General features: G+C 74.1%; 22 protein-coding genes and 1 pseudogene. 12 read left to right on the top strand and 11 right to left on the bottom strand.

What is annotated here, in order from left to right:
- Window positions 1-65: 65 nt before the first annotated feature.
- Window positions 66-707 carry a nucleotidyltransferase family protein gene (locus BMW99_RS16105; protein ID WP_075017015.1) on the bottom strand — a complete coding sequence of 214 codons (642 nt, stop codon included), beginning with the start codon at window positions 705-707 and terminating at the stop codon, window positions 66-68.
- Between the two features lie 177 nt (window positions 708-884).
- On the opposite strand from BMW99_RS16105, the gene BMW99_RS16100 reads away from it, so the two are divergent.
- Window positions 885-2,462, top strand: a complete 1,578-nt coding sequence (locus tag BMW99_RS16100; RefSeq protein ID WP_075017014.1) for a serine/threonine-protein kinase — start codon at window positions 885-887, stop codon at window positions 2,460-2,462.
- Between the two features lie 190 nt (window positions 2,463-2,652).
- The gene (locus tag BMW99_RS16095; protein WP_069466250.1) at window positions 2,653-2,997 is read left to right on the top strand and encodes a DUF5955 family protein; all 345 of its coding nucleotides are present in this window, start codon (window positions 2,653-2,655) and stop codon (window positions 2,995-2,997) included.
- Window positions 2,998-3,060: 63 nt separating this feature from the next.
- Here the strand turns inward: BMW99_RS16095 and BMW99_RS16090 are convergent, their stop codons facing one another.
- Window positions 3,061-3,846: an IclR family transcriptional regulator gene (locus tag BMW99_RS16090; RefSeq protein WP_245791484.1), complete on the bottom strand. Its 786-nt coding sequence runs from the start codon at window positions 3,844-3,846 to the stop codon at window positions 3,061-3,063.
- A gap of 178 nt (window positions 3,847-4,024) precedes the next feature.
- On the opposite strand from BMW99_RS16090, the gene allB reads away from it, so the two are divergent.
- Window positions 4,025-5,395 carry an allantoinase AllB gene (gene allB / locus BMW99_RS16085; protein WP_069466251.1) on the top strand — a complete coding sequence of 457 codons (1,371 nt, stop codon included), beginning with the start codon at window positions 4,025-4,027 and terminating at the stop codon, window positions 5,393-5,395.
- Between the two features lie 215 nt (window positions 5,396-5,610).
- On the opposite strand, the pseudogene BMW99_RS16080 reads toward allB, so the two are convergent.
- Window positions 5,611-5,979 (bottom strand): annotated as a pseudogene (locus BMW99_RS16080) (hypothetical protein); the annotation flags it as partial.
- 90 nt (window positions 5,980-6,069) lie between these two features.
- Between BMW99_RS16080 and sigJ the strand changes: the two are divergent.
- The gene (sigJ, locus tag BMW99_RS16075) at window positions 6,070-6,999 is read left to right on the top strand and encodes an RNA polymerase sigma factor SigJ (RefSeq protein ID WP_075017013.1); all 930 of its coding nucleotides are present in this window, start codon (window positions 6,070-6,072) and stop codon (window positions 6,997-6,999) included.
- A 120-nt stretch (window positions 7,000-7,119) separates the two neighbouring features.
- On the opposite strand, the gene BMW99_RS16070 is transcribed toward sigJ, so the two are convergent.
- Genes BMW99_RS16070 through BMW99_RS16055 form a run of 4 tightly spaced genes read right to left on the bottom strand, consistent with a single transcriptional unit; the run spans window position 7,120 to window position 11,738 of the window.
- Window positions 7,120-8,475, bottom strand: coding sequence for a GH1 family beta-glucosidase (locus BMW99_RS16070; protein ID WP_075017012.1), 1,356 nt, complete (start codon window positions 8,473-8,475; stop codon window positions 7,120-7,122).
- 29 nt (window positions 8,476-8,504) lie between these two features.
- The gene (locus BMW99_RS16065; RefSeq protein WP_069466252.1) at window positions 8,505-9,344 is read right to left on the bottom strand and encodes a carbohydrate ABC transporter permease; all 840 of its coding nucleotides are present in this window, start codon (window positions 9,342-9,344) and stop codon (window positions 8,505-8,507) included.
- Between the two features lie 22 nt (window positions 9,345-9,366).
- Window positions 9,367-10,374 carry a carbohydrate ABC transporter permease gene (locus BMW99_RS16060; RefSeq protein ID WP_069466253.1) on the bottom strand — a complete coding sequence of 336 codons (1,008 nt, stop codon included), beginning with the start codon at window positions 10,372-10,374 and terminating at the stop codon, window positions 9,367-9,369.
- 17 nt (window positions 10,375-10,391) lie between these two features.
- Window positions 10,392-11,738 carry an ABC transporter substrate-binding protein gene (locus BMW99_RS16055; protein WP_069466254.1) on the bottom strand — a complete coding sequence of 449 codons (1,347 nt, stop codon included), beginning with the start codon at window positions 11,736-11,738 and terminating at the stop codon, window positions 10,392-10,394.
- 149 nt (window positions 11,739-11,887) lie between these two features.
- Between BMW99_RS16055 and BMW99_RS16050 the strand changes: the two genes are divergently transcribed.
- The 5 genes from BMW99_RS16050 (at window position 11,888) to aroA (ending at window position 17,485) form a co-directional block, all read left to right on the top strand.
- The gene (locus BMW99_RS16050) at window positions 11,888-13,198 is read left to right on the top strand and encodes an ROK family transcriptional regulator (RefSeq protein ID WP_069466255.1); all 1,311 of its coding nucleotides are present in this window, start codon (window positions 11,888-11,890) and stop codon (window positions 13,196-13,198) included.
- Window positions 13,199-13,256: 58 nt separating this feature from the next.
- Entirely contained in the window at window positions 13,257-14,078 is an 822-nt protein-coding gene (locus BMW99_RS16045) for an AIM24 family protein (protein ID WP_075017011.1), read from the top strand.
- 168 nt (window positions 14,079-14,246) lie between these two features.
- Entirely contained in the window at window positions 14,247-14,870 is a 624-nt protein-coding gene (locus tag BMW99_RS16040; RefSeq protein WP_075017010.1) for a bifunctional 4-hydroxy-2-oxoglutarate aldolase/2-dehydro-3-deoxy-phosphogluconate aldolase, read from the top strand.
- 31 nt (window positions 14,871-14,901) lie between these two features.
- Window positions 14,902-16,095, top strand: coding sequence for a cytochrome P450 family protein (locus BMW99_RS16035; RefSeq protein WP_245791483.1), 1,194 nt, complete (start codon window positions 14,902-14,904; stop codon window positions 16,093-16,095).
- A 154-nt stretch (window positions 16,096-16,249) separates the two neighbouring features.
- Window positions 16,250-17,485, top strand: coding sequence for a 3-phosphoshikimate 1-carboxyvinyltransferase (aroA, locus tag BMW99_RS16030; RefSeq protein ID WP_075017009.1), 1,236 nt, complete (start codon window positions 16,250-16,252; stop codon window positions 17,483-17,485).
- A 151-nt stretch (window positions 17,486-17,636) separates the two neighbouring features.
- Here the strand turns inward: aroA and BMW99_RS16025 are convergent, their stop codons facing one another.
- The 4 genes from BMW99_RS16025 to BMW99_RS16010 all read right to left on the bottom strand — a co-directional run bounded on the left by BMW99_RS16025 (window position 17,637) and on the right by BMW99_RS16010 (window position 20,282).
- Window positions 17,637-18,443 carry an arylamine N-acetyltransferase family protein gene (locus tag BMW99_RS16025; protein WP_245791482.1) on the bottom strand — a complete coding sequence of 269 codons (807 nt, stop codon included), beginning with the start codon at window positions 18,441-18,443 and terminating at the stop codon, window positions 17,637-17,639.
- The gene (locus tag BMW99_RS16020; protein WP_069467395.1) at window positions 18,440-18,823 is read right to left on the bottom strand and encodes a VOC family protein; all 384 of its coding nucleotides are present in this window, start codon (window positions 18,821-18,823) and stop codon (window positions 18,440-18,442) included. Before BMW99_RS16020 ends, BMW99_RS16025 begins: the two co-directional genes overlap by 4 nt.
- A gap of 41 nt (window positions 18,824-18,864) precedes the next feature.
- Window positions 18,865-19,350: an RICIN domain-containing protein gene (locus BMW99_RS16015; protein WP_143080539.1), complete on the bottom strand. Its 486-nt coding sequence runs from the start codon at window positions 19,348-19,350 to the stop codon at window positions 18,865-18,867.
- 242 nt (window positions 19,351-19,592) lie between these two features.
- Entirely contained in the window at window positions 19,593-20,282 is a 690-nt protein-coding gene (locus tag BMW99_RS16010) for a VOC family protein (protein WP_075017007.1), read from the bottom strand.
- A gap of 183 nt (window positions 20,283-20,465) precedes the next feature.
- Between BMW99_RS16010 and BMW99_RS16005 the strand changes: the two genes are divergently transcribed.
- The 3 genes from BMW99_RS16005 (at window position 20,466) to BMW99_RS15995 (ending at window position 22,439) form a co-directional block, all read left to right on the top strand.
- Window positions 20,466-20,846, top strand: a complete 381-nt coding sequence (locus tag BMW99_RS16005) for a VOC family protein (RefSeq protein ID WP_075017006.1) — start codon at window positions 20,466-20,468, stop codon at window positions 20,844-20,846.
- Between the two features lie 97 nt (window positions 20,847-20,943).
- Window positions 20,944-21,906, top strand: a complete 963-nt coding sequence (locus tag BMW99_RS16000) for a DUF4129 domain-containing protein (RefSeq protein WP_079139055.1) — start codon at window positions 20,944-20,946, stop codon at window positions 21,904-21,906.
- Window positions 21,903-22,439: a hypothetical protein gene (locus tag BMW99_RS15995; protein ID WP_075017005.1), complete on the top strand. Its 537-nt coding sequence runs from the start codon at window positions 21,903-21,905 to the stop codon at window positions 22,437-22,439. Before BMW99_RS16000 ends, BMW99_RS15995 begins: the two co-directional genes overlap by 4 nt.
- Window positions 22,440-22,455 lie beyond the last annotated feature (16 nt).

The following is a 22,455-nucleotide window of genomic DNA, read 5'->3' as shown; positions in this document are numbered from 1 at the left end:
GCCGGGCCGTTCCGTGCGGTGGGCTCTTTCTGCACGGTGGAGCATAGTTTTCGCAGTGCGGAAGTTCAACGTTTTGTGGCACGCTGTGCAGCGGCGTGCAGAAGTCGCAGGTCGGCGGGGGTGTCGATGTCGGCGTGGTCGCTGATGTCGCCGCACTCCACGAGCACCGTCTGCTCGGCGTGCTCCCGCAGGTACGTCCGCGCGCCGCGGTCCTCGCCCGCGCTGCCCGCCACGCCCGCCCAGCGGCTCGCGCCGATCAGCACCGGGTGGCCGCGGCGGCCGTCGTACATCGCCGACACCAGGCTCGACACCAGGTCGTCGCCCTGCCGGGCCGCGGCCACCACGCGCGCCACGGCGGCACCGGTGACGCCCGGCTGGTCCACCAGCCCGATCACCGTCGCGGCCGGCCGTCGATCCGCCGCCGCGAGCGAGGCCAGGCCCGCGCGCAGCGACGAGCCCATGCCCTCCGCCCAGTGCGGGTTCTCCACGACCACGCAGCCCGTCAGGTCGGCCCGTTCGCGGACCTCGTCCGCCGCCGCGCCCAGCACCACGTGCACCGTCCCGCAGCCGCCGTCCCGCAGCACCGCCACCACGTGCTCGACCAGCGGCCGATCACCGTACGGGAGCAGGGCCTTCGGCCTGCCCCCCAACCTCCGCCCTCCGCCGGCCGCCAGCAGCAGTCCGGCCACCTCGCCCTTTGCGTCCATCCCCCTTGGATACCGCGCCCGGCGCCGCGGCGGAACAGGGCGCAGGCGGCGCGGCGTGTTCCGGTATCGTCGAACCGTGTCGCGGGAGGTGACGTGCCCGCGTGGCGAGCACCGGGGCGACGAGGCGCGGGGGCGCCGGCGCCGGGGCGATCGGGCACGGGGGAGGAGCGGGGACTCATGGGCGCGTCGCACAGCGGCCCCGACGTCACGCGGCGTCCGTTCCGGGCGACGACGGCGGACGATCCGGCGATGGTCTCCGGGCACCGGATCGGCGGGCGGCTCGGCACCAGCGCGCTCGGCGGGGTGTATCTCGCGCACGCGCCCGGCGGACAGCCCGTCGCGCTCACCGTCGTGCATCCCGAACTCGCCGCGGCCGAGGGCTTCGCGGCGCGCTTCCACCGCGACGCGCAGGAGGCCGGGCGGATCCGGGCACCCGGTGTCCTGCCGGTGCTCGGCAGCGGGCAGGAGGGCGGCCGCTACTGGATCGCGACCGCGTACGTGCCGGCGCTGCCGCTGGACGCGGCGGTCGACGGGCAGGGGCCGCTGCCGACCCGCGTGGTGCTGCGGCTGGTCGCCGGCCTCGCGGAGACGCTGCAGGCGCTGCACAACACCGGTGCGGTCCACGGCGATCTGCGCCCGGCGCACGTGCTGCTCGCACCGGACGGGCCGAAGGTCACCGGCTACGGGCTGGCCGCGGTCGCCGATCCCGCGGCGGACGCGCGCCAGGACCGCCAGGGGCCGGCGTTCCTGGCGCCGGAACAGGTCGCGGGCAGGCCGCCGGTGCCGGCGACGGACGTGTTCGCGCTCGGCCAGGTCGCGGCGTACGCGTCCATCGGGCGCCCGCCGTTCGCCGATCCCGCGCGCGTCCCGCAGGACGAGCCCGACCTCAACGAACTCCCCGGCGAACTGCGGGAGATCGTCACCCGCTGCCTCATCAAGGAGCCCGGCCTGCGGCCGTCGCTGGCGCAGGTCACCGCGATGTGCGGGCAGGCGGCTCCGGCCGCGCCCCGCCCCGACACATGGCTTCCCCCCTCCCTCCTCGCCATGATCCCGCCCACGCCGAGCCCCGGCGGCGGCCCGGGCGCACCGGGCGTCCCGCCGGTCCCACCCGTGGTCCCGCCGCCGGCGCCGGGGCACGGAAAGCCGCGGCGGAGGGTGGTCAGGGGGGCGGTGGGCGTCCTGGCGGTTGCGGCGGCGGTGGGCGTGGGGGTCGCGCTCGTCGGGGGGTTCAGCCGGAGCAGTGATGCGCGCGGCAAGGGGTTCGGGGCGACCGCGACCGCGCCCGCCGCCAGTCCGTCCGGCGTGCCGACGACCGCGCCGGCGTCGCCCGCACCGTCGCCGGCGGCGGATCCGGGGGACACGTACCAGGGGCTGCGGCTGCCCGCGGGCTCCGCGGTGGTGCTGCGGGACGACCCGCCGTTCGTGCATCCTGACGTCACGGGGGGCTCGTTCGGGCTCACCCCGCGAGGCGACGCCTTCTTCGCCGAACCGCACGAGGCGTGGCTGTCCGTGCCGGCGCCGGGCCTGCCGTCGACGCTCGACTCGTGCCGTACCGCGGGCGGTCCGCAACTCACCTCCGTGCCGCGGCAGTCGCTCGCCCCGGGCGACGGGAGAATGTGCGTGCACATGATCGACGGCACCGTCGCGCTGGTGACGCTCCGTCAGGTCTCCGCACCCGCCGCCCCGGAGCAGTTCGCCGTCATCGACGTGACGGTGTGGCGGCTTCTGGACCAGAGTGCCGAAAGTGACCTGTAGGGGCCCCGCACAGAGACTCTCCGCCCCCTCCGCTGAACGGAATTCAGCGCATTTTCGTAGGACCCTGTAGCGCGACGAGGCCGAGTCGCGTTTACTGATCCGCCCCGGATGGCCCGTCCGGCGATCACTTGGTGCGAGCGGGCGAGCAGGGCAGAAGACAGGGGACAGGTACGTGCTGGGGGAGACTCAGGTGCTCGAAGACGACCGCGGTGGCGCCCCGGCGCCCGCGCTCGGCGACCGCGGGGACGCGGGGCTGCCCGCCGCGGTGAACCGACTGAGGGGCGAACTCGCCTCGTACCGGCGACCGTTACCCGACCGCGCGGTCGCCGAGGACGAACTTGACGCGCTGGCGGCCCAGGCGGCCGAGCCGGCGCCCGACCAGGAGCGGCTGCGCCACTCCTTATTGCTGGTGGCCGCGGCCCTGGGCTCGGTCAGCGCCCTGTCGGCCGCGCTGGAAGGGCTGCGGGAGGCCGTCGAGGCGCAGGGCCCGAACGGAGGGAACGGGACCGACGGAATCCACGGAGTGCCGCGCTGACCACGCGACGGGCCCCGGTGCGCCGCGCTGACCACGCGAACCTCCGCGCCGCGGGCCCCTCGCTCAACTCGCGGGCGCGCCCGCCCCGTTGACGCCGTTGCTGCTCAGCGCGGTCGACAGCCGTTCGGCCACGCCGTGCAGGACGGGGACGATCTTGTCGGTGGCGGCCTCCGTGACCCGGCCGGCCGGGCCGGAGATGGAGATCGCCGCGGCCGTGGGGGAGTCGGGGACGGTGACCGCCAGGCACCGCACCCCGACCTCCTGCTCGTTGTCGTCGACCGCGTAGCCGAGCGCCCGGATGCGCTCCAACTCCGCGAGGAACGCGTCCGGTTCGGTGATCGTCCGGTCGGTCGCCGCGGGCATGCCGGTGCGGGCCAGCAGCGCCCGCACCTCGTCCGGCGGCAGCGAGGCCAGCAGCGCCTTGCCGACGCCGGTGGAGTGCGGCAGGACCCGCCGCCCGACCTCGGTGAACATCCGCATCGAGTGCCGGGAGGGCACCTGCGCCACATAGACCACCTCGTCGCCGTCGAGCAGCGCCATGTTCGCCGTCTCGCCGGTGGCCTCGACCAGTTCCGCGAGATACGGCCGGGCCCAGGTGCCGAGCAGCCGCGCGGCCCCCTCGCCGAGCCGGATCAGCCGGGGTCCGAGGGCGTACCGGCGGTTGGGCTGCTGGCGGACGTAGCCGCAGGCCACAAGGGTGCGCATGAGCCGGTGGATGGTGGGCAGCGGCAGACCGCTGCCGGCCGACAGCTCGCTCAGCCCGACCTCGCCGCCGGCGTCGGCCATCCGCTCCAGCAGGTCGAAGGCCCGTTCCAGTGACTGGACGCCTCCGGTGCGGTCTGCAGGCACCTGCGCTCCCCTCGGTCGACCGGGCATCCCGGTGGACGACACCCGCACGATCCGCGCAATGCGGAAGACGGCTTTCGCTCTGTGGAATCCTACCGCCCTTGACGTCCGGCAGAACGATACCCACCATGACCGTCAACAGAACGTTGAATTTCTTCCCGAGGCGGAGGTCCCCGTGGCAGTGGAGGAGCAGGAGCAGGTACTGCGCTCGACGCGCGTCGTGACGCCGGAGGGCGAGCGGGCCGCCTCGGTCGTCGTGGCCGGCGGAACGATCACCGCCGTCCTGGCGCACGACGCCCCGCCGCCGGCCGGCGCGCGTCTCACCGACCTCGGCGACGACGTGCTGCTGCCCGGCCTGGTCGACACCCACGTGCACGTCAACGACCCCGGACGCGCCGAGTGGGAGGGCTTCGGCACCGCGACCGCGGCCGCCGCGGCCGGCGGGATCACCACGGTGGTCGACATGCCGCTCAACAGCATCCCGCCGACGACCACCACCGCGCACCTGGAGGTCAAGCGCGCCGCCGCGCGCGGCCGGGTGCACGTCGACACCGGGTTCTGGGGCGGCGCCGTCCCCGGCAACGCCGGGGATTTGCGGCCGCTGCACGACGCGGGGGTGTTCGGCTTCAAGTGCTTCCTGCTGCACTCCGGCGTGGACGAGTTCCCGCAGCTCAACTCCGACGAACTGGGTGCGGCACTGGCGGAGTTGGCACCGTTCGACGGGCTGCTCATCGTGCACGCCGAGGACCCGCTGCTGATCGAGGCGGCCCCGCGGCGGCCCGGGCCGAGGTACGCGGACTTCCTCGCCTCCCGCCCGCAGGCCGCCGAGGACACCGCGATCGCCGGACTCATCGCGCTGGCCCGCCGGTTCGGGGCGCGGATCCACATCCTCCACCTGTCGTCCGCGAGCGCCCTGCCGCTGATCGGCGCGGCCCGGCGCGACGGCGTTCGCGTCACCGTCGAGACCTGTCCCCACTTCCTCACCCTGACCGCCGAGGAAGTCCCGGACGGGGCCACGGAGTTCAAGTGCTGCCCGCCGATCCGCGAGGCCGCCAACCAGGACGCCCTGTGGCGCGCGCTGGCCGACGGCACCATCGACTGCGTGGTCTCCGACCACTCACCGTCCACCGCCGACCTCAAGGCCCGCGACACCGGCGACTTCGCCGCCGCCTGGGGCGGCATCTCCTCGCTGCAGCTGGGGCTTTCGGCGGTGTGGACCGAGGCGCGGAAGCGCGGCCACACGCCGGCCGACCTCGCCCGCTGGATGTCCGCCGGGCCCGCCGCCCTTGCCGGACTCGACGGCACCAAGGGTGCGATCGCGCCCGGCCACGACGCCGACTTCGCGGTGCTGGCGCCCGAGGAGACGTTCACCGTCGAACCGCGGCGGCTGCTCCACCGCAACCCGCTGACCGCGTACGCCGGCAGGACCCTGCACGGGGTCGTCCGGGCGACGTACCTGCGCGGGGAGATGATCGCCCGCAACGGCGTCCTGGCCGTGAGCGAGCCCGCCGGACGCCTGCTGACCCGCCCGGCACCCGTCCCCCGCACCTGAGCGGCCACGCCGCGAGGACGGCCCCCCGCGGGGCGGCCCCGCAACTCGAACGGGCCCCTGGCTCAGCGCTGTTCGCCGCTCCCGGGGCCCGTTCCCGCCTCGGCGGCCCCTGTCGCGACTCCTGCTCCGGTCCCCCCGTGCGGCTCGCCGGCGGCCCCGGCTGCCGGGCCCGCCGGCCCGGTCGGGGTCCCCGCCGCGGCCTCGCGCCGTCGCGGCTGCCGGCTCAGGACCAGCACGCTCAGGCCGAACATGGTGACGCCCAGCGGCACATGGACCGACGGCACGTGCTTGATGCCCAGCACGACCTGCACCGAGGCCAGCGCGAGGAAGCCCGTCGCGTAGGCGATGGGGCGGGGCGAGCCGCCGCCGGGCTTCCAGGCGAGGACGGCCGCGAGCACGTACAGCATCGACGCGCCGTACATCACCCGCGCTCCCACGCTGTGCAGCGGCTCGCCGTGCGACGAGGTGAGCAGCACGCCCGCGGTGACCGCCTGGAAGAAGATGGCGGCGGTCTGCAGGGCGACCGCGACCTGGACGAGGCCGGTGGTGCCGTGCGGCGCCGCGGTGGTGGTCTGGACGGCCATCAGGTGGCCCTCCCTTCTGCCCGCAGGCAGTCGGTGGGTACGGTTTCGGTGGATTGACGAGGCAGCGTCGCGAAGTGTGAGGTGGGGGCCGTGACCGCTCCGGTCGGCACCGACGGCGAGCGCGGGGCCGCCGGTGAACGGCGGCATCTGACGGCTGTCGCGTACCGCTTGCTCGGCTCGCTGACCGAGGCCGAGGACGTCGTCCAGGAGACCTATGCGCGCTGGTACGCACTGACGGCGCGTCAGCGGGGCGACATCGAGGTGCCGGCCGCCTGGCTGACGACGGTGGCGGGGCGGATCTGCCTGGACCTGCTGCGCTCGGCGCGGGTGCGGCGCGAGCGCTACGTCGGTGCGTGGCTGCCCGAACCGCTGCCCGGCGGCGAGCGGGGGGACGGGCCGCCGGAGGACGCCGGCGACCCCGCCGAGCGGGTGGCCCTCGACGAGTCGGTGCACATGGCCTTCCTCGTCCTCCTGGAGGAGGTGACGCCCGCCGAACGGGTGGCGTTCGTGCTGCACGACGTGTTCCGGTACTCGTTCGTGGAGATCGCCGGCGTCGTCGGCCGCACGCCCGCGGCGTGCCGCCAGCTGGCCTCCTCCGCCCGCCGCCGGGTCCGCGGCGCGCAGCCGGGCGCCGCGGCGGCGGGGGCCGGGTCGGCGACGGAACAGGCCTCCCTGGTACGGGAGTTCCAGCAGGCGTGGCAGGCCAAGGACATCGCGGCCCTGGTCGGCCTGCTCGACCCCGGCGCGGTGATGGTCACGGACGGCGGGGGACTGGCGCAGGCGGCCGCGCGGCCGGTCGAGGGCGGCGAGCCCATCGCCCGGTACCTGGCCCACTTCGCGGCACGCGCCCCCGGACTCGACCTGTCGGTGCGGACGGTCAACGGGCGGCCCGGCCTGGTCGCCCGGCACGCGGGGACGACGGTCTCGGTCGCCGCGTTCGCCTTCACCGGCGACGGCGGCACGGCCCGCATCAGCCGCATCTGGACCGTGCGCAACCCGGACAAGCTGCGGGCCTGGTGACGCGCCCGCCGTGCCGGGCGTGATCGACGGCTCCGGCCGGCGGGGAGCGGACCGCGGAAGGGGACGGGTGAAAGGCCGGTGGCCCGGGACGCAGCCCCGGGCCACCGGCAGGCGCGCGGGTCAGGCCGCGCGCCGGACCCTGCGCCGGTGGGCGGCGATGATGTCCGCGTACCGGCGTCCGCTGCCCTTCACGGTGCGGACCTGCGTGGCGTAGTCGACGTGGACGAGGCCGAAGCGCTTGTCGTAGCCGTACGCCCACTCGAAGTTGTCCAGCAGCGACCAGGCGTAGTACCCGGCCAGCGGCACGCCCCGCTTGACCGCCCGGGCGCAGGCGGCGAGGTGCTCGTCCAGGTACTGGGCCCGCTCGGGGTCGTCGACCTGGCCGTCGGCGCCCACGATGTCGCGGTACGCCGAGCCGTTCTCCGTGACGAAGATCCGGCGGGCGCCGTACTCCTCCGACAGCCGCACCAGCAGCTGCTCGAGCCCGTCGGAGTTGACCTCCCAGTCCATCGCGGTGCGCCGCAGGCCCGGCAGGTACGCCATCTTGGCGTGCGGGGCCGGACCCGCGGGGTCGTCGACGATGGTCTGCGGGAAGTAGTAGTTCAGGCCCAGCCAGTCCAGCGGAGCCGCGATGAGCTCCATGTCGCCGTCCTTGACCGGCAGGTCGACGCCGTACAGCTCCACCATGTCCTGCGGGTAGCCGCGCCCGTGGATCGGGTCCAGCCACCAGCGGTTGGTGTGCCCGTCGGCCCGGCGCGCGGCCGCGACGTCCTCGTCGCGGTCGGTGGCCGGCTCGCACGGGCTGAGGTTGTTGACGATGCCGATCTGCAGGTCGGAGTGGGCGGCGCGCATCGCCTGCACGGCCAGGCCGTGACCCAGGTGCAGGTGGTAGGAGGCGCGGACGGCGGCCGACAGGTCGGTCCAGCCGGGCGCCATGGTGCCCTCGAGGTGGCCGATCCACGCCGAGCACAGCGGCTCGTTGAGGGTCGCCCAGTCCTTGACGCGGTCGCCCAGGGCGTTCACCACGATCTCCGCGTACGCGGCGAACCGCTCGGCGGTCTCCCGCTCGGGCCAGCCTCCGCGGTCCTGCTGCGCCTGCGGCAGATCCCAGTGGTAGAGCGTCGCGTTGGGGGTGATGCCCGCTTCCAGCAGCGAGTCGACCAGCCGGTCGTAGAACGCCAGGCCGGCCGCGTTCACCGCGCCGGAGCCCTGCGGGAGGACGCGCGGCCACGCGATCGAGAAGCGGTACGCGTCCAGGCCCAGAGACTTCATCAGCTCCAGGTCCTCGGGCACGCGGTGGTAATGGTCGCAGGCGACGTCGCCGGTGTCGCCGCCTGCCACCTTGCCGGGAGTGTGGGAGAAGGTGTCCCAGATGGACGGGGCCCGGCCGTCCTCGTCCACCGCGCCCTCGATCTGGTACGCGGCGGTGGCCGCACCCCAGACGAAATCGGCGGGAAGAGCGCTCAGGTCGTTCACAAAGTCTCTCAATTCGGTAAGAGGCGGGGTTACTTGACGGCGCCGGCGGTCAGTCCGGCGACGAGGTAACGCTGCAGGAGCAGGAATCCGGCGACCACCGGCACGCTCACCACGAGCGCGGCGGCCATGACCTGGTTCCAGTAGACGTCGTTCTGGGTGGCGTACTCGCGCAGGCCGACGGCGAGCGTGCGGGTGCTGGAGTTCGTCATCACCGAGGCGAACAGCACCTCACCCCAGGCGGTCATGAAGGCGTACACGCTCACCGCGACGATGCCGGGGATGGCGGCCGGCACCACGACGCGGAACAGCGCGCCGAACGGGCCGCAGCCGTCGACCTTGGCGGCCTCGTCGAGGTCCCGCGGGATCGAGTCGAAGTAGCCGACCAGCATCCAGATGGAGAACGGGAGCGAGAACGTCAGATAGGTGATGATCAGGCCGAGCCGGCTGCCGTTGAGCGTGATCCCCGTGCTGTTGCCGATGTTGACGAAGATCAGGTACAGCGGCAGCAGGAACAGGATGCCGGGGAACATCTGCGTGGACAGCACCGTCACCGTGAACACCTTGCGGCCCGCGAAGCGGTAGCGGCTCACGCCGTAGGCGGCGAAGATCGCCACCACCACCGAGAACACCGTCGCGCTCACCGACACGATCAGCGAGTTCATGAAGTAGTGCGCGAGCGGGACGGTCTTCCAGATGTCCACGTAGGGACGGAAGGTCAGCCCCTTCGGGATCCACTTGAACGAACCCTGTACGTCCTGGAGGTTCTTCAGGGACGAACTGAGCATCACGTAGACCGGCGTCAGCACGAACGCCAGCAGCAGGGTCAGCACGATGCGCCGCGTCCACAGGAACGACTTCGGCTGGGCCATCGGGGACGGCCGGTCGGGAATCCTAGGCATCGGCGTCGCCCCGCCTCCTGGACGTCAGCAGCAGGTACACCGCCGTCACCAGCAGCAGGAACAGCAGCAGGAGCACGGACATCGCCGAGCCCGAGCCGAAGTTCCAGGTGATGAACGACGACTGGTAGATGTGGATGGAGATCAGGTCGGCCTGGTGCGGCGCGGACTGGCCGAACATGACGTACGGCGTGTTGAAGTCGTTGAACGTCCACAGGAACAGCACCAGCACGAGCACCTGGTTGACCGGGCGCAGCGACGGCATGGTGATCTTCCGGATCTGCTGCCAGACGCCGGCGCCGTCCATCGCGGCGGCCTCGTACAGCTCGCGCGGGATGTTCTGCAGGCCGGCCATCAGCGCCAGGAAGGCGAACGGCCAGGACCTCCAGACCGAGACGATGACCATGGCCCAGAACGAGTTGTCGCCGATCAGCCAGAACGGCTTGTTCGACGTCACGTGCAGCTGGTCGTGCAGCACGTGGTTCACCAGGCCGGTGTCCTGCTGGAACATGAACGTCCAGGTGATCAGCGCCGCGTAGGCCGGCAGCGCGTAGGGCACCAGGAAGATCGCGCGCATGATCGCGCGGCCTCGGAAGCTGTCCTGCATGAGGATCGCGGCGGCGGTCCCCAGCAGCCAGGACAGGCCGACCGACAGGAGGGTGTAGGCGAGCGTCACCCAGAACGAGTGCAGCAGCGCCTGGCCGATCGGCTCGTGGAACTTGATCGCGGCGCGGTAGTTGTCGAACCCGGCCCAGGGGGCCTTGCTCCAGTTGCGGATGAAGAAGAGCGTCAGGTTCTTGAAGCTGATGAGGATGCCGAAGAACATCGGCACGATGTGGATCAGCAACTCCGCGATGAGGGCGGGGAGAAGCAGCAGGTACGGCAGGCCTATCTGGCGCAGCCGTTCGATGGCACGCGGCCGGAGCCGGCGCCCGGCAGCGGTCTTGCCGCTGCTGCCGGGGCCGGCTTCGGGAGCACGCCGTGGGGGCGCGGTGGCAGTCATGGGAGGAAGGCCGATCCTTAGGACGCGGGCATCTGCTGCTGCGCCTTGGTCAGCGCGGCCTTGACGGTGTCGTCCGTCACGGGCTTGCCGGCCGCGGCGTCGGCGAACAGGTCCTTGATCGCGGTGCCGACGAGGGTCTCGAACTGGCTCTCGTTGGGGACCTGCGGCAGCGGGGCGGCGGAGGTGCTCAGGACGCTCGCCAGGACCTTCAGGTCGGGCGTCTGGAAGGCCGGGTCGCTCTGCGCCTCCTTGACCGGCGGCAGCGAGCCGTAGGTGCCGTTGAGGATCTTCTGCTCCGGGGTGCTGGTCATGAACTTCACCAGCGCCTCGGCGGCGGCCTTGTGCTTGGTGTTCTGGAACACCGCCAGGTTGATGCCGGCCACCATCGACGTCACGCCGGCGTCACCGGTCGCGCCCGCGGTCTGGGTGGGCACCGGCACGACGCCGTACTGGTCGGCCGACATGCCGTGCGACTTGATGGAGGTCGCGGCGGACTGCCACATCATCATCGCGGCCTTGCCGGTGGCGAAGTCGGTGATGGTCTGGTTCTGCGAGTACTCCGCGTCGCCCTTGGCGGCGACCTTGTCGCCGGCGATGAAGTCGACGTACTGCTTGACCGCGGCCACGTTCTGCGGGGTGTCGAAGGTCGCCTTGCCGGAGGAGTCGAACCAGTCGGAGCCGCGCTGCTTGGCGAGCACGAACGCGTGGTGGATGTTCTCCGAGCCGTTGCTGCCCTCGACCGCGAGGCCGTAGTGGCCGCCCGTGGTCAGCTTCTTGGCGTCGGCGACCAGCTCGTCCCAGGTCTTCGGCGGGTTGGCGATGCCCGCGTCGGCGAACATCTTCTTGTTGTAGTACAGGCCGTAGGCCATCGAGTACAGCGGCACCGCGGCCGGGTCCTTGCCGGCCGCTCCGGCGGCGGCGATGGCGGCCGGGGCGAAGCGGTCCTTGCCGCCGATGGCGGAGAAGGCGCTGGCGTCCCACGGCATGAGCGCACCCGTGGCCTGCAGGGAGGCGGACCAGGTGTTGCCGATGTTGAGCACGTCCGGGCCCTGGCCCGAGGTGGTCGCCGCCAGGATGCGGTTGAGCAGGTCCGCCCAGCCGATGACCTCCAGGTTGACCTTGATGCCGGTCTGCTGGGTGAACTTGTTGAGCTCCGGGGTCAGCACCTGCTTGTCGTTGTCGAGGCTGGTGCCCTGGTTGCTCGCCCAGTACGTGAGGGTCTGGCCCTTGAGGCTCGCGGGGTCGGACTTGTCGCCGCCGCTGCTGTCGGACGAGCCGCCGCCACACGCGGTGGCGGTCAGACCGAGCGCGGCCACGAGGGCGGTGGCCGCGAGGAGTCTGCTGGAGGTGCTGGAGGTGCGCATACCGGTTCCCTCTCAGGGGTGGGGATCGCTTCAGGAAGTGAACAGCGCCTGTGCCTTAATTCAGGCCGTGATTTAACTTGTGAGAAAAGGTGGCGTCAAGACCTTGTGCAGCGATAGATTCACGCCGGACGGGCGGAGAGGGAGGGTCGATGGCTGAGCGGGGCAAGCGGACCGTGCGTGACCTGCGGCGCGGCAACCGTGCATCGCTTCTGCGTCATTTGTATTTCGAAGGCCCCCTCAGCCGCCAGGAACTGGGCCGGGACACCGGTCTGAGCGCCGGCTCGATCAGCAACGTCGTGGGCGAGCTGATCGCCGACGGCATGGTCGAGGAGGCCGGAGCCGTCGAGTCCGACGGCGGCCGCCCCCGCACCCTCCTCCAGGTCTCCGCCGGCTACGGCCACGTCGTCGGCGTCGACGTCGGCGAAACCCGCGTCCGCGTCGAGCTGTTCGACCTCGCACTGACCGAACGGGCCTCCGCGGACCTGCCGTTGTCCGACAGCGGCCACGACGTCGACCACGTGGTGAGCCTCGCCCTGCGGGGCATCGCGTCGGTGGTCCGCGAGGCCGGTATCGACGACCGGGAGGTCCTCGGCGTCGGCATCGGCGTCCCCGGCATCGTCGAGCAGGTGCCGCCCGGCGCCGACCGCGTCGCGGTCCCCGGCGACGCCGACGGCATCGTGGTGCACGGCCAGACCATCGGGTGGGACGCCGTGCCGCTCGGCCGCCTGCTGCGGGCCGGCACCACCCTCCCCCTGTACATCGACAACGGTGCCAAGACCCTCGGCCAGGCGGAGATGTGGTTCGGCGGCGGCCGCGGCTCCCGCAACGTCGTGATCGCCCTCATCGGCTCCGGCGTCGGGGCCGCCGTCGTCGCCGACGGCACCCCGTACCACGGAGCCAGCAGCAGCGCGGGGGAGTGGGGCCACACCACGCTGCGGGTCGGCGGCCGCGTCTGCCGCTGCGGCTCGCGCGGCTGCCTGGAGGCGTACGTCGGCGCCGAGGCGCTGCTCGGCCGCTGGCCGTCGGCACCCGGGGGCGCCAGCGAGGAGACCGCGCTCGCCGCGCTGCTGGCCGCCGCCGACACCGACCCCGAGGCGGGCGCGCTGCTCGACGAGGCCGCCGAGTACCTCGGCGCCGGCATCGCCGACCTGATCAACCTCTTCAACCCGCAGCGGATCGTCATCGGCGGCTGGGCCGGACTGCTGCTCGGCCCGCGGCTGCTGCCCGCGGTCCGTGAGGTCGCCGCCGCCTACTCCCTGCACCACCCCTGCGCGCAGACCTCCATCGAGCTGGGCCGGCTCGGCCCCGACGCCGTCACCGTCGGCGCCGCCACCCTCCCGCTGGCCCGCTTCCTCGACTCCGGCGGCGAGCGCCCCGTCCAGCTGCCCCACCAGGCGCCCGCCGGCCCGGACGCCGCCCTCGACCCGGTGCGGAACCGAATCGCGCGAGCGGTACGTTGACCGGGCGGTGCCCACCGCACCGGCCCCGTACCACGAGCTCGTCCTGAGGAGCCCCGCTGTGACCCTGCAGCAGCAGATCGTCGGCAACGCCATGCAGATGGCCGTCTGCACCCTGAACCCCGGCCAGACGGTGTACTGCGAGGCGGGAAAGTTCCTGTTCAAGACCGCCAACGTCTCGATGGAGACCCGCCTCGGCGGCCCCGGCACCCGCAACAGCGGCGGCCAGCAGGGCGGCGCCGGCGGCGGGGGCATGGGCGGCCTGCTCCGCCAGGCCATGGGCACGGCCATGCAGGTCGGGCAGCGCGCCCTGGCCGGCGAGTCGCTGGCCTTCCAGTACTTCACCGCCGCCGGCGGCGAGGGCACCGTGGGCTTCGCCGGCGTCCTCCCCGGCGAGATGCGGGCCCTGGAGCTGAACGGGTCGCGCGCCTGGTTCGCCGAGAAGGACGCGTTCGTGGCCGCCGAGGAGACCGTGCAGTTCGGCATCGCCTTCGCCGGCGGACGCCAGGGCATGAGCGGCGGCGAGGGCTTCATCCTGGAGAAGTTCACCGGCCACGGCACCGTGATCATCGCCGGCGCGGGCAACTTCATCGACCTCAACCCCGCCGACTTCGGCGGCCGCATCGAGGTCGACACCGGCTGCATCGTCGCCTTCGAGGAGGGCATCCAGTACGGCGTGCAGCGCATCGGCGGCCTCAACCGCCAGGGCATCATGAACGCCGTGTTCGGCGGCGAGGGCCTGTCGCTGGCCACCCTGGAGGGCAACGGCCGGGTGATCCTGCAGTCCATGACCATCGAGGGCCTGGCCAACGCGCTGAAGAAGGCCCAGGGCGGGGACAAGCAGGGACCGACGGGCGGGCTGTTCTCCACCCACGTCGGCTGACGGCGGCCCGCGGGCGTCCGGCCGGCCGGACGCCCGCCCCACGGGGCTCATGCTCCTCTCATGTCACGGTGCGGACACAGCTGCCCGCTCCCGGGCCCCCGCGCCCCGGCCGCGCCGGTACCGTGCGGAGCCTGTGCACCACCCCCTCCAGGAAGGTGGGCGACCGCCGTGTACCGCTGGGAGACCACCCGGGCCGCACTGGCCCAGCGGGTTTTCGCCACCATCCGCACCGAGAGCTACGACCAGGCCGCGGCGACCGCCGACACCCTTCTGTCGGCCGGCCTGACCACCCTGGAGATCTCCCTCACCACCCCGTTCGCGCTCGAAGCGGTCACCACCCTGGTCCGCGAAGTGGGCGACGACGCCGTCATCGGCGCCGGCACCGTGCTGGACGAGGTCTCCGCCCGGATGGCCATCGAGGCCGGCGCCCGCTTCCTGCTCGCCCCCAACCTCGACGAGGCCGTGCTGCGCACCGGCCACCGCTACGGCATACCCGTCTTCCCCGGGGTGGCCACCCCCACCGAAGCCGTCCGCGCGATGGAACTCGGCGCCGACGCCCTCACCCTCTACCCGGCCACCGCCTACACCCCCGACTGGGTCGTCGACCTGCGCGCGATCATTCCGCACGTGGCACTGCTGCCCATCGGCGGCATCACCGTCACCGCCGCCCCCGACTGGGTCGCGGCCGGCGCGGTCGCCGTCGGCATGGGCTCGGCCCTCACCGACGGCGACCGCGAAACCGTCACCAAGCGCCTCGCCGACCTGCTGGAACGCCTGGCCGACGCGACCTGACACCCAGGACCCGAGACCTCCGGGGGGACCCGTGCCGTACGACCCTGGCACCGTCGATCTGACGGCCTTCGGCGAGGACTTCGTCGCCGACCCGTACCCGTACTACGCGAAGCTGCGCGAGCGCGGCCCGGTGCACCGGGCCGTCGTCGAGAGCGGCGAGATGTGGCTCGTCGTCGGGTACGACGAGGCCCGCGCCGCGCTCGCCGACGCCCGGCTGAGCAAGGACTGGCGCATCCTGGGCGACGGCCAGGAGGAGGCGGGCCCGGTCGCCGCCAACATGCTGGAGTCCGACCCGCCCCGGCACACCCGGCTGCGGCGCCTGGTCGCCCGCGAGTTCACCCCCCGCCGCGTCGAGGCGCTGCGGCCCCGGGTCCAGGAGATCACCGACGGGCTCCTCGACGCGATGCTGCCGGCCGGCTCCGCCGACCTCATCGAGGAGCTGGCCTTCCCGCTCCCCCTCACCGTCATCTGCGAACTGCTCGGCGTGCCCGCCCTGGACCGCGAGGCGTTCCGCGGATGGACCCGCGCGATCCTCGGCGAGACCGGCGACATCGACCAGGAACTCGCCGCGGGGGACGCGATGAGCGCGTACCTCAGCGAGCTGATCGAGGACAAGCGGTGCGGCGGCCCGCGCGACGACCTGCTCAGCGCGCTCATCCGCACCCGCGACGAGGACGACGACGGGCTCTCCGGACCGGAACTGGTCAGCATGGCGTTCCTGTTGCTCGTCGCGGGCCACGAGACGACCGTCAACCTCATCGCCAACGGGGTGCTCGCCCTGCTCCGGCACCCCGCGCAGCTCGCCGCCCTCCGCGCCGACCTGACGGGTCTGATGCCGGGCGCGGTCGAGGAGATGCTCCGCTACGACGGGCCGGTGGAGCGCGCCACCTACCGCATCACCCGCGCTCCTTACCCCATCGGCGACGTCGTCGTCCCCGCCGGCGAGATCGTCGCCGTCGTCCTCGCCGCGGCCGGCCGCGATCCCGGCCGCCATCCCGACGCCGACACCTTCGACATCCGGCGCGCCCCGCAGGGCCAGCTGGCGTTCGGCCACGGCATCCACTTCTGCCTGGGCGCGCCGCTGGCCCGCATGGAGGGCGCGATCGCGCTCACCAGCCTGCTGACCCGCGCGCCAGGCCTCGCCCTCGACGCGCAGGCCGGGCCGCTGGGCTGGCGGCCCAACCCGCTCATGCGCGGCCTGAACCGGCTGCCCGTCGTGTTCTGACCGCGCCGGGCCGGGGCGTTCAGCACACGGCGGGCAGCCCCGGCCGCGCACGGTCCACGGCTCGGACCGGCGGGACGGGCTGCGGCCGGACCGCCCTAAACTCGCCCGGGGCGGTACGTTCCGCCCGCGTCGAGATCCCGCCAGGAGGAAGCCCGTGAGTGTCGTCGCCGTGCCCGGCTCCAAGTCGGTGACCGCGAGGGCCCTGTTCCTCGCCGCCGCCGCCGAGGGCACCACCGTGCTTCGGCGGCCGCTGCTGTCCGACGACACCGACGGCTTCGCGGAGGGACTGACCCGCCTCGGATACGACGTGCGACGCGACGCGGACGTGTGGCTGATCACCGGGCGGCCCGAGGGCCCCGCGGCCGCCGAGGCCGACGTCTACTGCCGTGACGCCGCCACCGCCGCCCGCTTCCTGCCCGCGCTCGCCGCCGCCGGCCACGGCACCTACCGCTTCGACGCCTCCGCGCAGATGCGCCGCCGCCCCGTCGCGCCGCTCACCCGGGCGCTGCGCTCCCTCGGCGTCGACCTCACCCACGGCGAGGCCGAGGGCCACCTGCCGCTCACCGTCGTCGCCGACGGCATCAAGGGCGGCGAGATCGAGCTGGACGCCAGCCTGTCCTCGCAGTTCCTCACCGCGCTGCTGCTCACCGGGCCACTGACCGCGGAGGGCCTGCGGATCCGCGTCACCGGCATCGTCTCCGTGCCCTACGTCGAGATCACCCTCGCGATGATGCGCCGGTTCGGGGTGACCGTGGCCCGCGACGGCGACACCTTCGCCGTCCCGCCCGGCGGCTACCGCGCCACCGACTACGCGATCGAGCCCGACGCCTCCACCGCGAGCTACTTCTTCGCGGCCGCCGCGCTCACCGGCCGCACCGCGACCGTGCCCGGCCTGGGCGCCGACGCCCTCCAGGGCGACCTGCGGTTCGTCGACGTGCTGCGCCGGATGGGCGCCGAGGTCGAGACCGGCCCCGACGCCACCACCGTCACCGGCACCGGCCGGCTGTCCGGCCTCACCGTCGCCATGCGCGACATCTCCGACACCATGCCGACGCTCGCCGCGATCGCCCCCTTCGCCGACGGCCCGGTCCGCATCGAGGACGTGTACAACACCCGCGTCAAGGAGTGCGACCGGCTGGAGGCGTGTGCGGAGAACCTGCGCCGCCAGGGGATCACGGTCGAGACCGGCCACGACTGGATCGAGATCCGGCCGGGCACGCCGAAGCCCGTCGAGATCGCCTGCCACGGCGACCACCGCATCGCGATGAGCTTCGCGGTCGCGGGCCTGCGCACCCCCGGCACGACCTTCGACGACCCGGGGTGCGTGAAGAAGACGTTCCCCGGGTTCCACGAGTTCTTCGCGCGGGTGCGCGCCGACTGGGGCGTGTGAAGCGGCGCGAGCGCGCGAGGGGTCCGGGGGCCGGGGCTAGGGTCGGGGAGCTGGTCCCGCACCCGGCTTCCCGCACCTGGCTTCCGGCACCCGGCTTCCGGCACCCGTCACGCGCCTGCCCGCACCCGGCCGCGCGGGCCGGCCGTCCCGGTCAGGGGAGCGGGGCGACGACCGGCTCGCGGTCCAGCACGATCCCGAAGTGCTCGCGGTACGCGGCGAGCACCTCGTCCTCGCCCAACTGCCGCTGCTCGCGTCCGTCCTCGCCGGTGGTCAGCACCAGCACGCGGCCGCTGAGCGTGACCCGCCCGGTCCCGGTCAGCCGCGAGCACACCAGCGACTGCCGGAAGTGGGACTTCGGCGACGTCCGCTGCCACCAGCACGTGGCCTCGAAGTCCCGCAGTTCACGCGGACGTTGTTCCAGCCGGTACTGCGGCGCGTCGTTCCGCAGGATGTCGAGGTCGCCGTCCGGGGTCTCCTCGACCCGGAACACGCCCGCGGGGTCGCGCTGTTCGCCCCGGGCGTCGTAGCGCAGCGGGTAGTGGCTGTGCCGGCCGAAACCGACGTCCGCCAGCCAGGGGCCGCTGCCGTCGGCCGGCATGACGCGCAGCGCCAAGTGGTCGTAGGGCGGGCCCAGTTCGCCGTCCGCCCCGAAGACGCGCGCGGCCAGCGTCGTCACCTCGTAGCCGAGGGCGCGCAGCAGGCCGGCGAAGGCGCCGTTGAGCTCGTAGCAGAAGCCCCCGCGGCCGTCCCGCAGGATCTTGTCCACCAGCGCGGACTCCTCCAGCGCGATGTCCTGGCCGAGGTGGATCGACAGGTTCTCGAACGGCACCGCCAGCTGGTGCCGCAGGTGCAGCGCCCGCAGGGACTCGGCGTCCGCCGCGGGCGGGCGTTCGGCCCCGATCCGGCGCAGGTAGGCGTCCACCCGGGCGGGGCCCAGCGGCCCCGACCGCCCGGTCACCGTGCCGACGCCCGCTCGGCCGCGCTCCGCTCCACGCAGAACTCGTTCCCCTCCGGATCGGCCATCGTCACCCAGCCCGATCCGTCGGGCCGCCGGTGGTCGCCGACGACCGCTGCCCCCACGCCGAGCAGCCGGGTGACCTCCTCGTCGCGGGTCCGGTCCTGCGGCTGCAGGTCCAGGTGCACCCGGTTCTTCAGGGACTTGGCCTCGGGCACGGTCACGAACAGCAGCGCGGCGCCGTCCGGTGCGGTGACGAGGGCCTCCGGGTCCCCGGGGTTGTCGTCGTCCGCGAGAGCGCCGTTCAGCGCCTCGGCCCAGAACGACGCGAGACGGTACGCGTCGGCACAGTCGAAGGTCACATGCCGTACCAGAGATGCCATGCGCGCAGCCTATGCCCGGGCCGGCGGGCCCGGGCGACCGGTCAGCCGGCCGGCTGCAGCACCCACATCGGCGAACCGTCCCCGCCCAGCGCGGCGCGGCCGCCGACGGGGGCGAGCGAGGCGAGCGGCGCGGCGGCCAGACGCAGAGTGAGCGGCCCGCGGCCGTCGGCCCTCGCCCCCTCGACGGTCCACGTGTCCGGTGAGGCGCCGCAGGCGCTGAGCCACAGCGCCGCGGGCGCGACGGGCGCCGGGGACAGCCCGAGGCAGCGCTCCCCGTCGGCGCCCTCCACCACGAACCGTACGGTGCCGTCGCCGACCGCCCGCAGCGTCCACCACGTGCTCGCCCCGCACGAGTCCAGTCGCGCGCCCATCAGCCCGTCGTTCGGCGCGACGCACCGGTTCGACCCGGCCTCCCGGATCCGGTACGTCCCCAGGTCACCCGCGTCCGCCGCACCGGCCACCGCGCCGCCCGCCACCACCAGGACCGCGACGCCCGCGGCCACACCCGCCATCGTCCCCAAGCTCATGCCCACGCCTCCTCCGCTCCGGGCCGGCCGGCGGCCGGCCGGCGCCCAGCCTCGCCCGCGCCCCACCCCAGGACCAGCACCCCCGCCCGCATCCACACCCGTTCAGCCCACCGACCGGCCCCGCGTACAGGGCCGTCGGGGTTCCGCGGGGCCGGCGGCGTCGCGTGCGCACCGGCCGGTGAACGGGTCCGCGCGCCCTCTCCCGCCCCGGGTGGGAGAGGCGGCGGGAGCGAGCGGGCGGCTCACGCACCTCCCGCGCCGGGGGAGGAGCCGAGCGAGAACTCGTTGCCCTCGGGGTCGGTGAGGACCGCAGGGGCCGTGGTGGCGGACGCGCCCGCGGCGATCAGGGTGGCGCGCGTGGACGGGACGTCGTCGGCCGTCAGCGCGAAGCGGACACGGTTCGGCGCGGGCTTGGGCGCGGCGGGCGGACCCATCACCAGGGACGGTGCCGCGCCGGGCGCGGCCCGGAGCCGGACGCCCCAGGCGCCCCGCTCGGTGACCGCCCAGCCGGTGGCCGCCGCCCAGAACCCGCCCTGCACGGCCGGATCCCCGGCGTCGAGGCAGATCTGCGCCAGGCCGCCGGCCACCCCGGCGTGCGCCTCGGGCAGCACGCAGAACTCGTTGCCCTCGGGGTCGGCGAGGACGTCCCAGGGCACGTCGCCCTGCCCGATGTCGGCGCGGCGGGCGCCGAGCGCCAGCAGCCGCCCGACCTCCGCGCCCTGGTCCGCGCCGCCGGACACGTCGAGGTGCAGCCGGTTCTTCGCGGTCTTGGGCCGGTCCGACGCGACGAAGGCCAGCGCCACGGTCCCGTCCGCCGCCGGCCCGACCACGCCGTCCGCCGCGGCGCGCACACCCAGGGCCCGCGCCCAGAAGGCCGCGAGCCCGCTGACGTCCCGCGCCTCGAAGACCACCGCGGCCAGCCTGCTCGCCATCCCCGCCCCTCCGTCCCGCGGCCTCCGTGCCCGGCCACTCCGACCCGCGGACCGCCCACCGCGGATCGCGGACGGCCCCCACCCTACGAGTCGCCCGCGCGCCGCCCGGCGTCTTCCCGAGTGCGCGACGCCCTTTCGGGACAGCCCGCCGGCCCGGACGGGCAGCGATGCCAGAATCGGGGGATGATCGGTCGCCTGGAGAAAACGGTGTTCGACTGCCCCGACCCCCGTGCCCTCGCCGCGTTCTACGCCGCGGTCCTGGGCATGCGGGTCAACGAGGACAGCGACGACTGGGTCGTCATCGGCGTGGAGCCCGGCGCGCGCCAACTCGCCTTCCAGCGCGTGACGGGATGGGTCGCCCCCGACTGGCCCGATCCCCACAGGTCACAGCAACTCCACGTGGACATCCGTGTCGACGACCCCGACACCATCGACGCCGCCGAACGCGAGCTCCTGGCACTGGGCGCGCGGCGGCTGCCGGGTGAACTCCCGGGCCGGTACCGGGTCTTCGCCGACCCCGCCGGCCATCCCTTCTGCCTGGTCTTCGGACGGCGCCACTCCTGACCAGGGGCCGGCGCCCCGCCGCGCCGGGGGAGCCGAACCCCGCTGACACGCCCGCGACAGGTGTGCAAGGCTGCGTGCGCACGGGAGGGGTGGACCGGTGGGGCGGGAACGTACGGCGGAGACACGGCGGCCGGGGGCGATCGGGGCCGCGCAGGCCGCGCTGACGGTGCTCGTCGCGGGCGGGGCGGCCCTGGCGGCCCTGCTGCTGCATCCCGGCGCAGGGCTGTTCGGCAAGGGGCGCGGGCCGCTCGGCGGCAACCCCGTCCTCGTGTTCGGCCTGGCGCTGGCGGCCCTGCTCGGCGGCATCGCGCTCCGCAGCAGATATCTGGAGCAGGTCCGGTCGAACCGCGAACTCGGCGGCACGGAACAGCGGTTGGCGGACAGCGTCAGCCGCCTCCTGCTGGCCGCGGCACTGGCCGTCCCGCTGCTCGTCCTCGTCCTGCACCGGTTCGGCACGGGGCACGGCGACGAGCAGGCGCGACACGTCCCGGTTCGGTTGTACCGCATCTCGCCGCGGCCGCTGCCCGCCCCGCCCCCCAAGCACACCGGGCAGGTCGACCAGGCCACGCACGCCTGGCTGCTGCGGGTCATGCTCGACGTCGGCATCTCCCTGCTCGCCGTCGTCGTCGTGCTCGCCGGGATCGTCCTGTGGCGGCACCTGACCCGGTTCAGCGACCCCGACGCACCGGCGGACCAAGGCCCGCCCGACGACGAACAGTCCCGCCTGGCACGGGCGGTGGACTCCGGGCACCGCGCCCTGATGGACGGCGACGACCCGCGTGCCGCCGTCATCGCCTGCTACGCCGCCATGGAGGCGTCACTCGCCGGCTCCGGTGTCGCGCGGCGCGCCTCGGACAGCCCGCAGGACCTGCTGGAGCGGGCTGTCGCCGGCGGACTGCCCGCGGCACCCGCCGCCGCCGAGCTCACCGCCCTGTTCCGTGAGGCCCGTTACTCCACGCACCCGATGGACGGCGGCCACCGCGACCGGGCCGCGGCCGCGCTCGCCGAGATCGCCGACGGCCTGCGCGTGCGGGCGGCCGCCGCGGTGGCGGCACCGTGAGCGGGCCCGGGCGGATACGCGTCCTCACCGGCGCCGTGCGCGGCAGACCCGGTTCGGTGCGCCACTCCGCGGCCTTCCTGGGTGTCGTCGGGGTCGCTGCCGAGCTGCTGCTCGCCCTGACCGACGGTGCGGTGGCGGCCGCCACCGGCCTCGGCCTGATCACCGCCAGCGCCCTGGTCCTGGGACGCTTCGCCGTGGGCGGCGCCGCCCACGACAGCGGCTACCGCAGGCGGGTGCGCCTGCTGGGCAGCAGGGCTCCGGCGCTCGGCGGCTGGCAGGGCGTGGTCGCCAAGACCCTCGGCGAGGACAGCGAGTTGCACCTGCGCACCGTCATGCGCCCGCAGCTGCAACGGCTGTTCGCGGCCCGCCTCGCGCAGCGGCACGGCGTTGACATGTACCGGAACCCGCCGCGCGCCCGGGCGCTGGTCGGCGCGGAGCTGTGGCCGTGGATCGACCCCGGCGCGCCCGCGCCGCGCCCCACCCTCCCCGAGCCCGTCCTGCGCTCGCTGCTCGACCGCCTGGAAGCCCTGTGACCGGCGGCGCCGCGGC

Origin of the sequence: Actinacidiphila rubida, from assembly GCF_900110255.1 — a bacterium.
Classification (GTDB): Bacteria; Actinomycetota; Actinomycetes; order Streptomycetales; family Streptomycetaceae; genus Actinacidiphila; species Actinacidiphila rubida.
This window is presented reverse-complemented; position numbering and strand designations above follow the sequence as displayed.

What these genes read in the sequence shown, in the direction of transcription:
- BMW99_RS16105 (WP_075017015.1), bottom strand. Translation starts at nt 707, where the DNA reads ATGGACGCAAAGGGCGAGGTGGCCGGACTGCTGCTGGCGGCCGGCGGA.
- BMW99_RS16100 (WP_075017014.1), top strand. Translation starts at nt 885, where the DNA reads ATGGGCGCGTCGCACAGCGGCCCCGACGTCACGCGGCGTCCGTTCCGG.
- BMW99_RS16065 (WP_069466252.1), bottom strand. Translation starts at nt 9,344, where the DNA reads ATGGCCCAGCCGAAGTCGTTCCTGTGGACGCGGCGCATCGTGCTGACC.
- BMW99_RS16060 (WP_069466253.1), bottom strand. Translation starts at nt 10,374, where the DNA reads ATGACTGCCACCGCGCCCCCACGGCGTGCTCCCGAAGCCGGCCCCGGC.
- BMW99_RS16055 (WP_069466254.1), bottom strand. Translation starts at nt 11,738, where the DNA reads ATGCGCACCTCCAGCACCTCCAGCAGACTCCTCGCGGCCACCGCCCTC.
- BMW99_RS16050 (WP_069466255.1), top strand. Translation starts at nt 11,888, where the DNA reads ATGGCTGAGCGGGGCAAGCGGACCGTGCGTGACCTGCGGCGCGGCAAC.
- BMW99_RS16020 (WP_069467395.1), bottom strand. Translation starts at nt 18,823, where the DNA reads ATGGCATCTCTGGTACGGCATGTGACCTTCGACTGTGCCGACGCGTAC.
- BMW99_RS16015 (WP_143080539.1), bottom strand. Translation starts at nt 19,350, where the DNA reads ATGAGCTTGGGGACGATGGCGGGTGTGGCCGCGGGCGTCGCGGTCCTG.
- BMW99_RS16010 (WP_075017007.1), bottom strand. Translation starts at nt 20,282, where the DNA reads ATGGCGAGCAGGCTGGCCGCGGTGGTCTTCGAGGCGCGGGACGTCAGC.
- BMW99_RS16005 (WP_075017006.1), top strand. Translation starts at nt 20,466, where the DNA reads ATGATCGGTCGCCTGGAGAAAACGGTGTTCGACTGCCCCGACCCCCGT.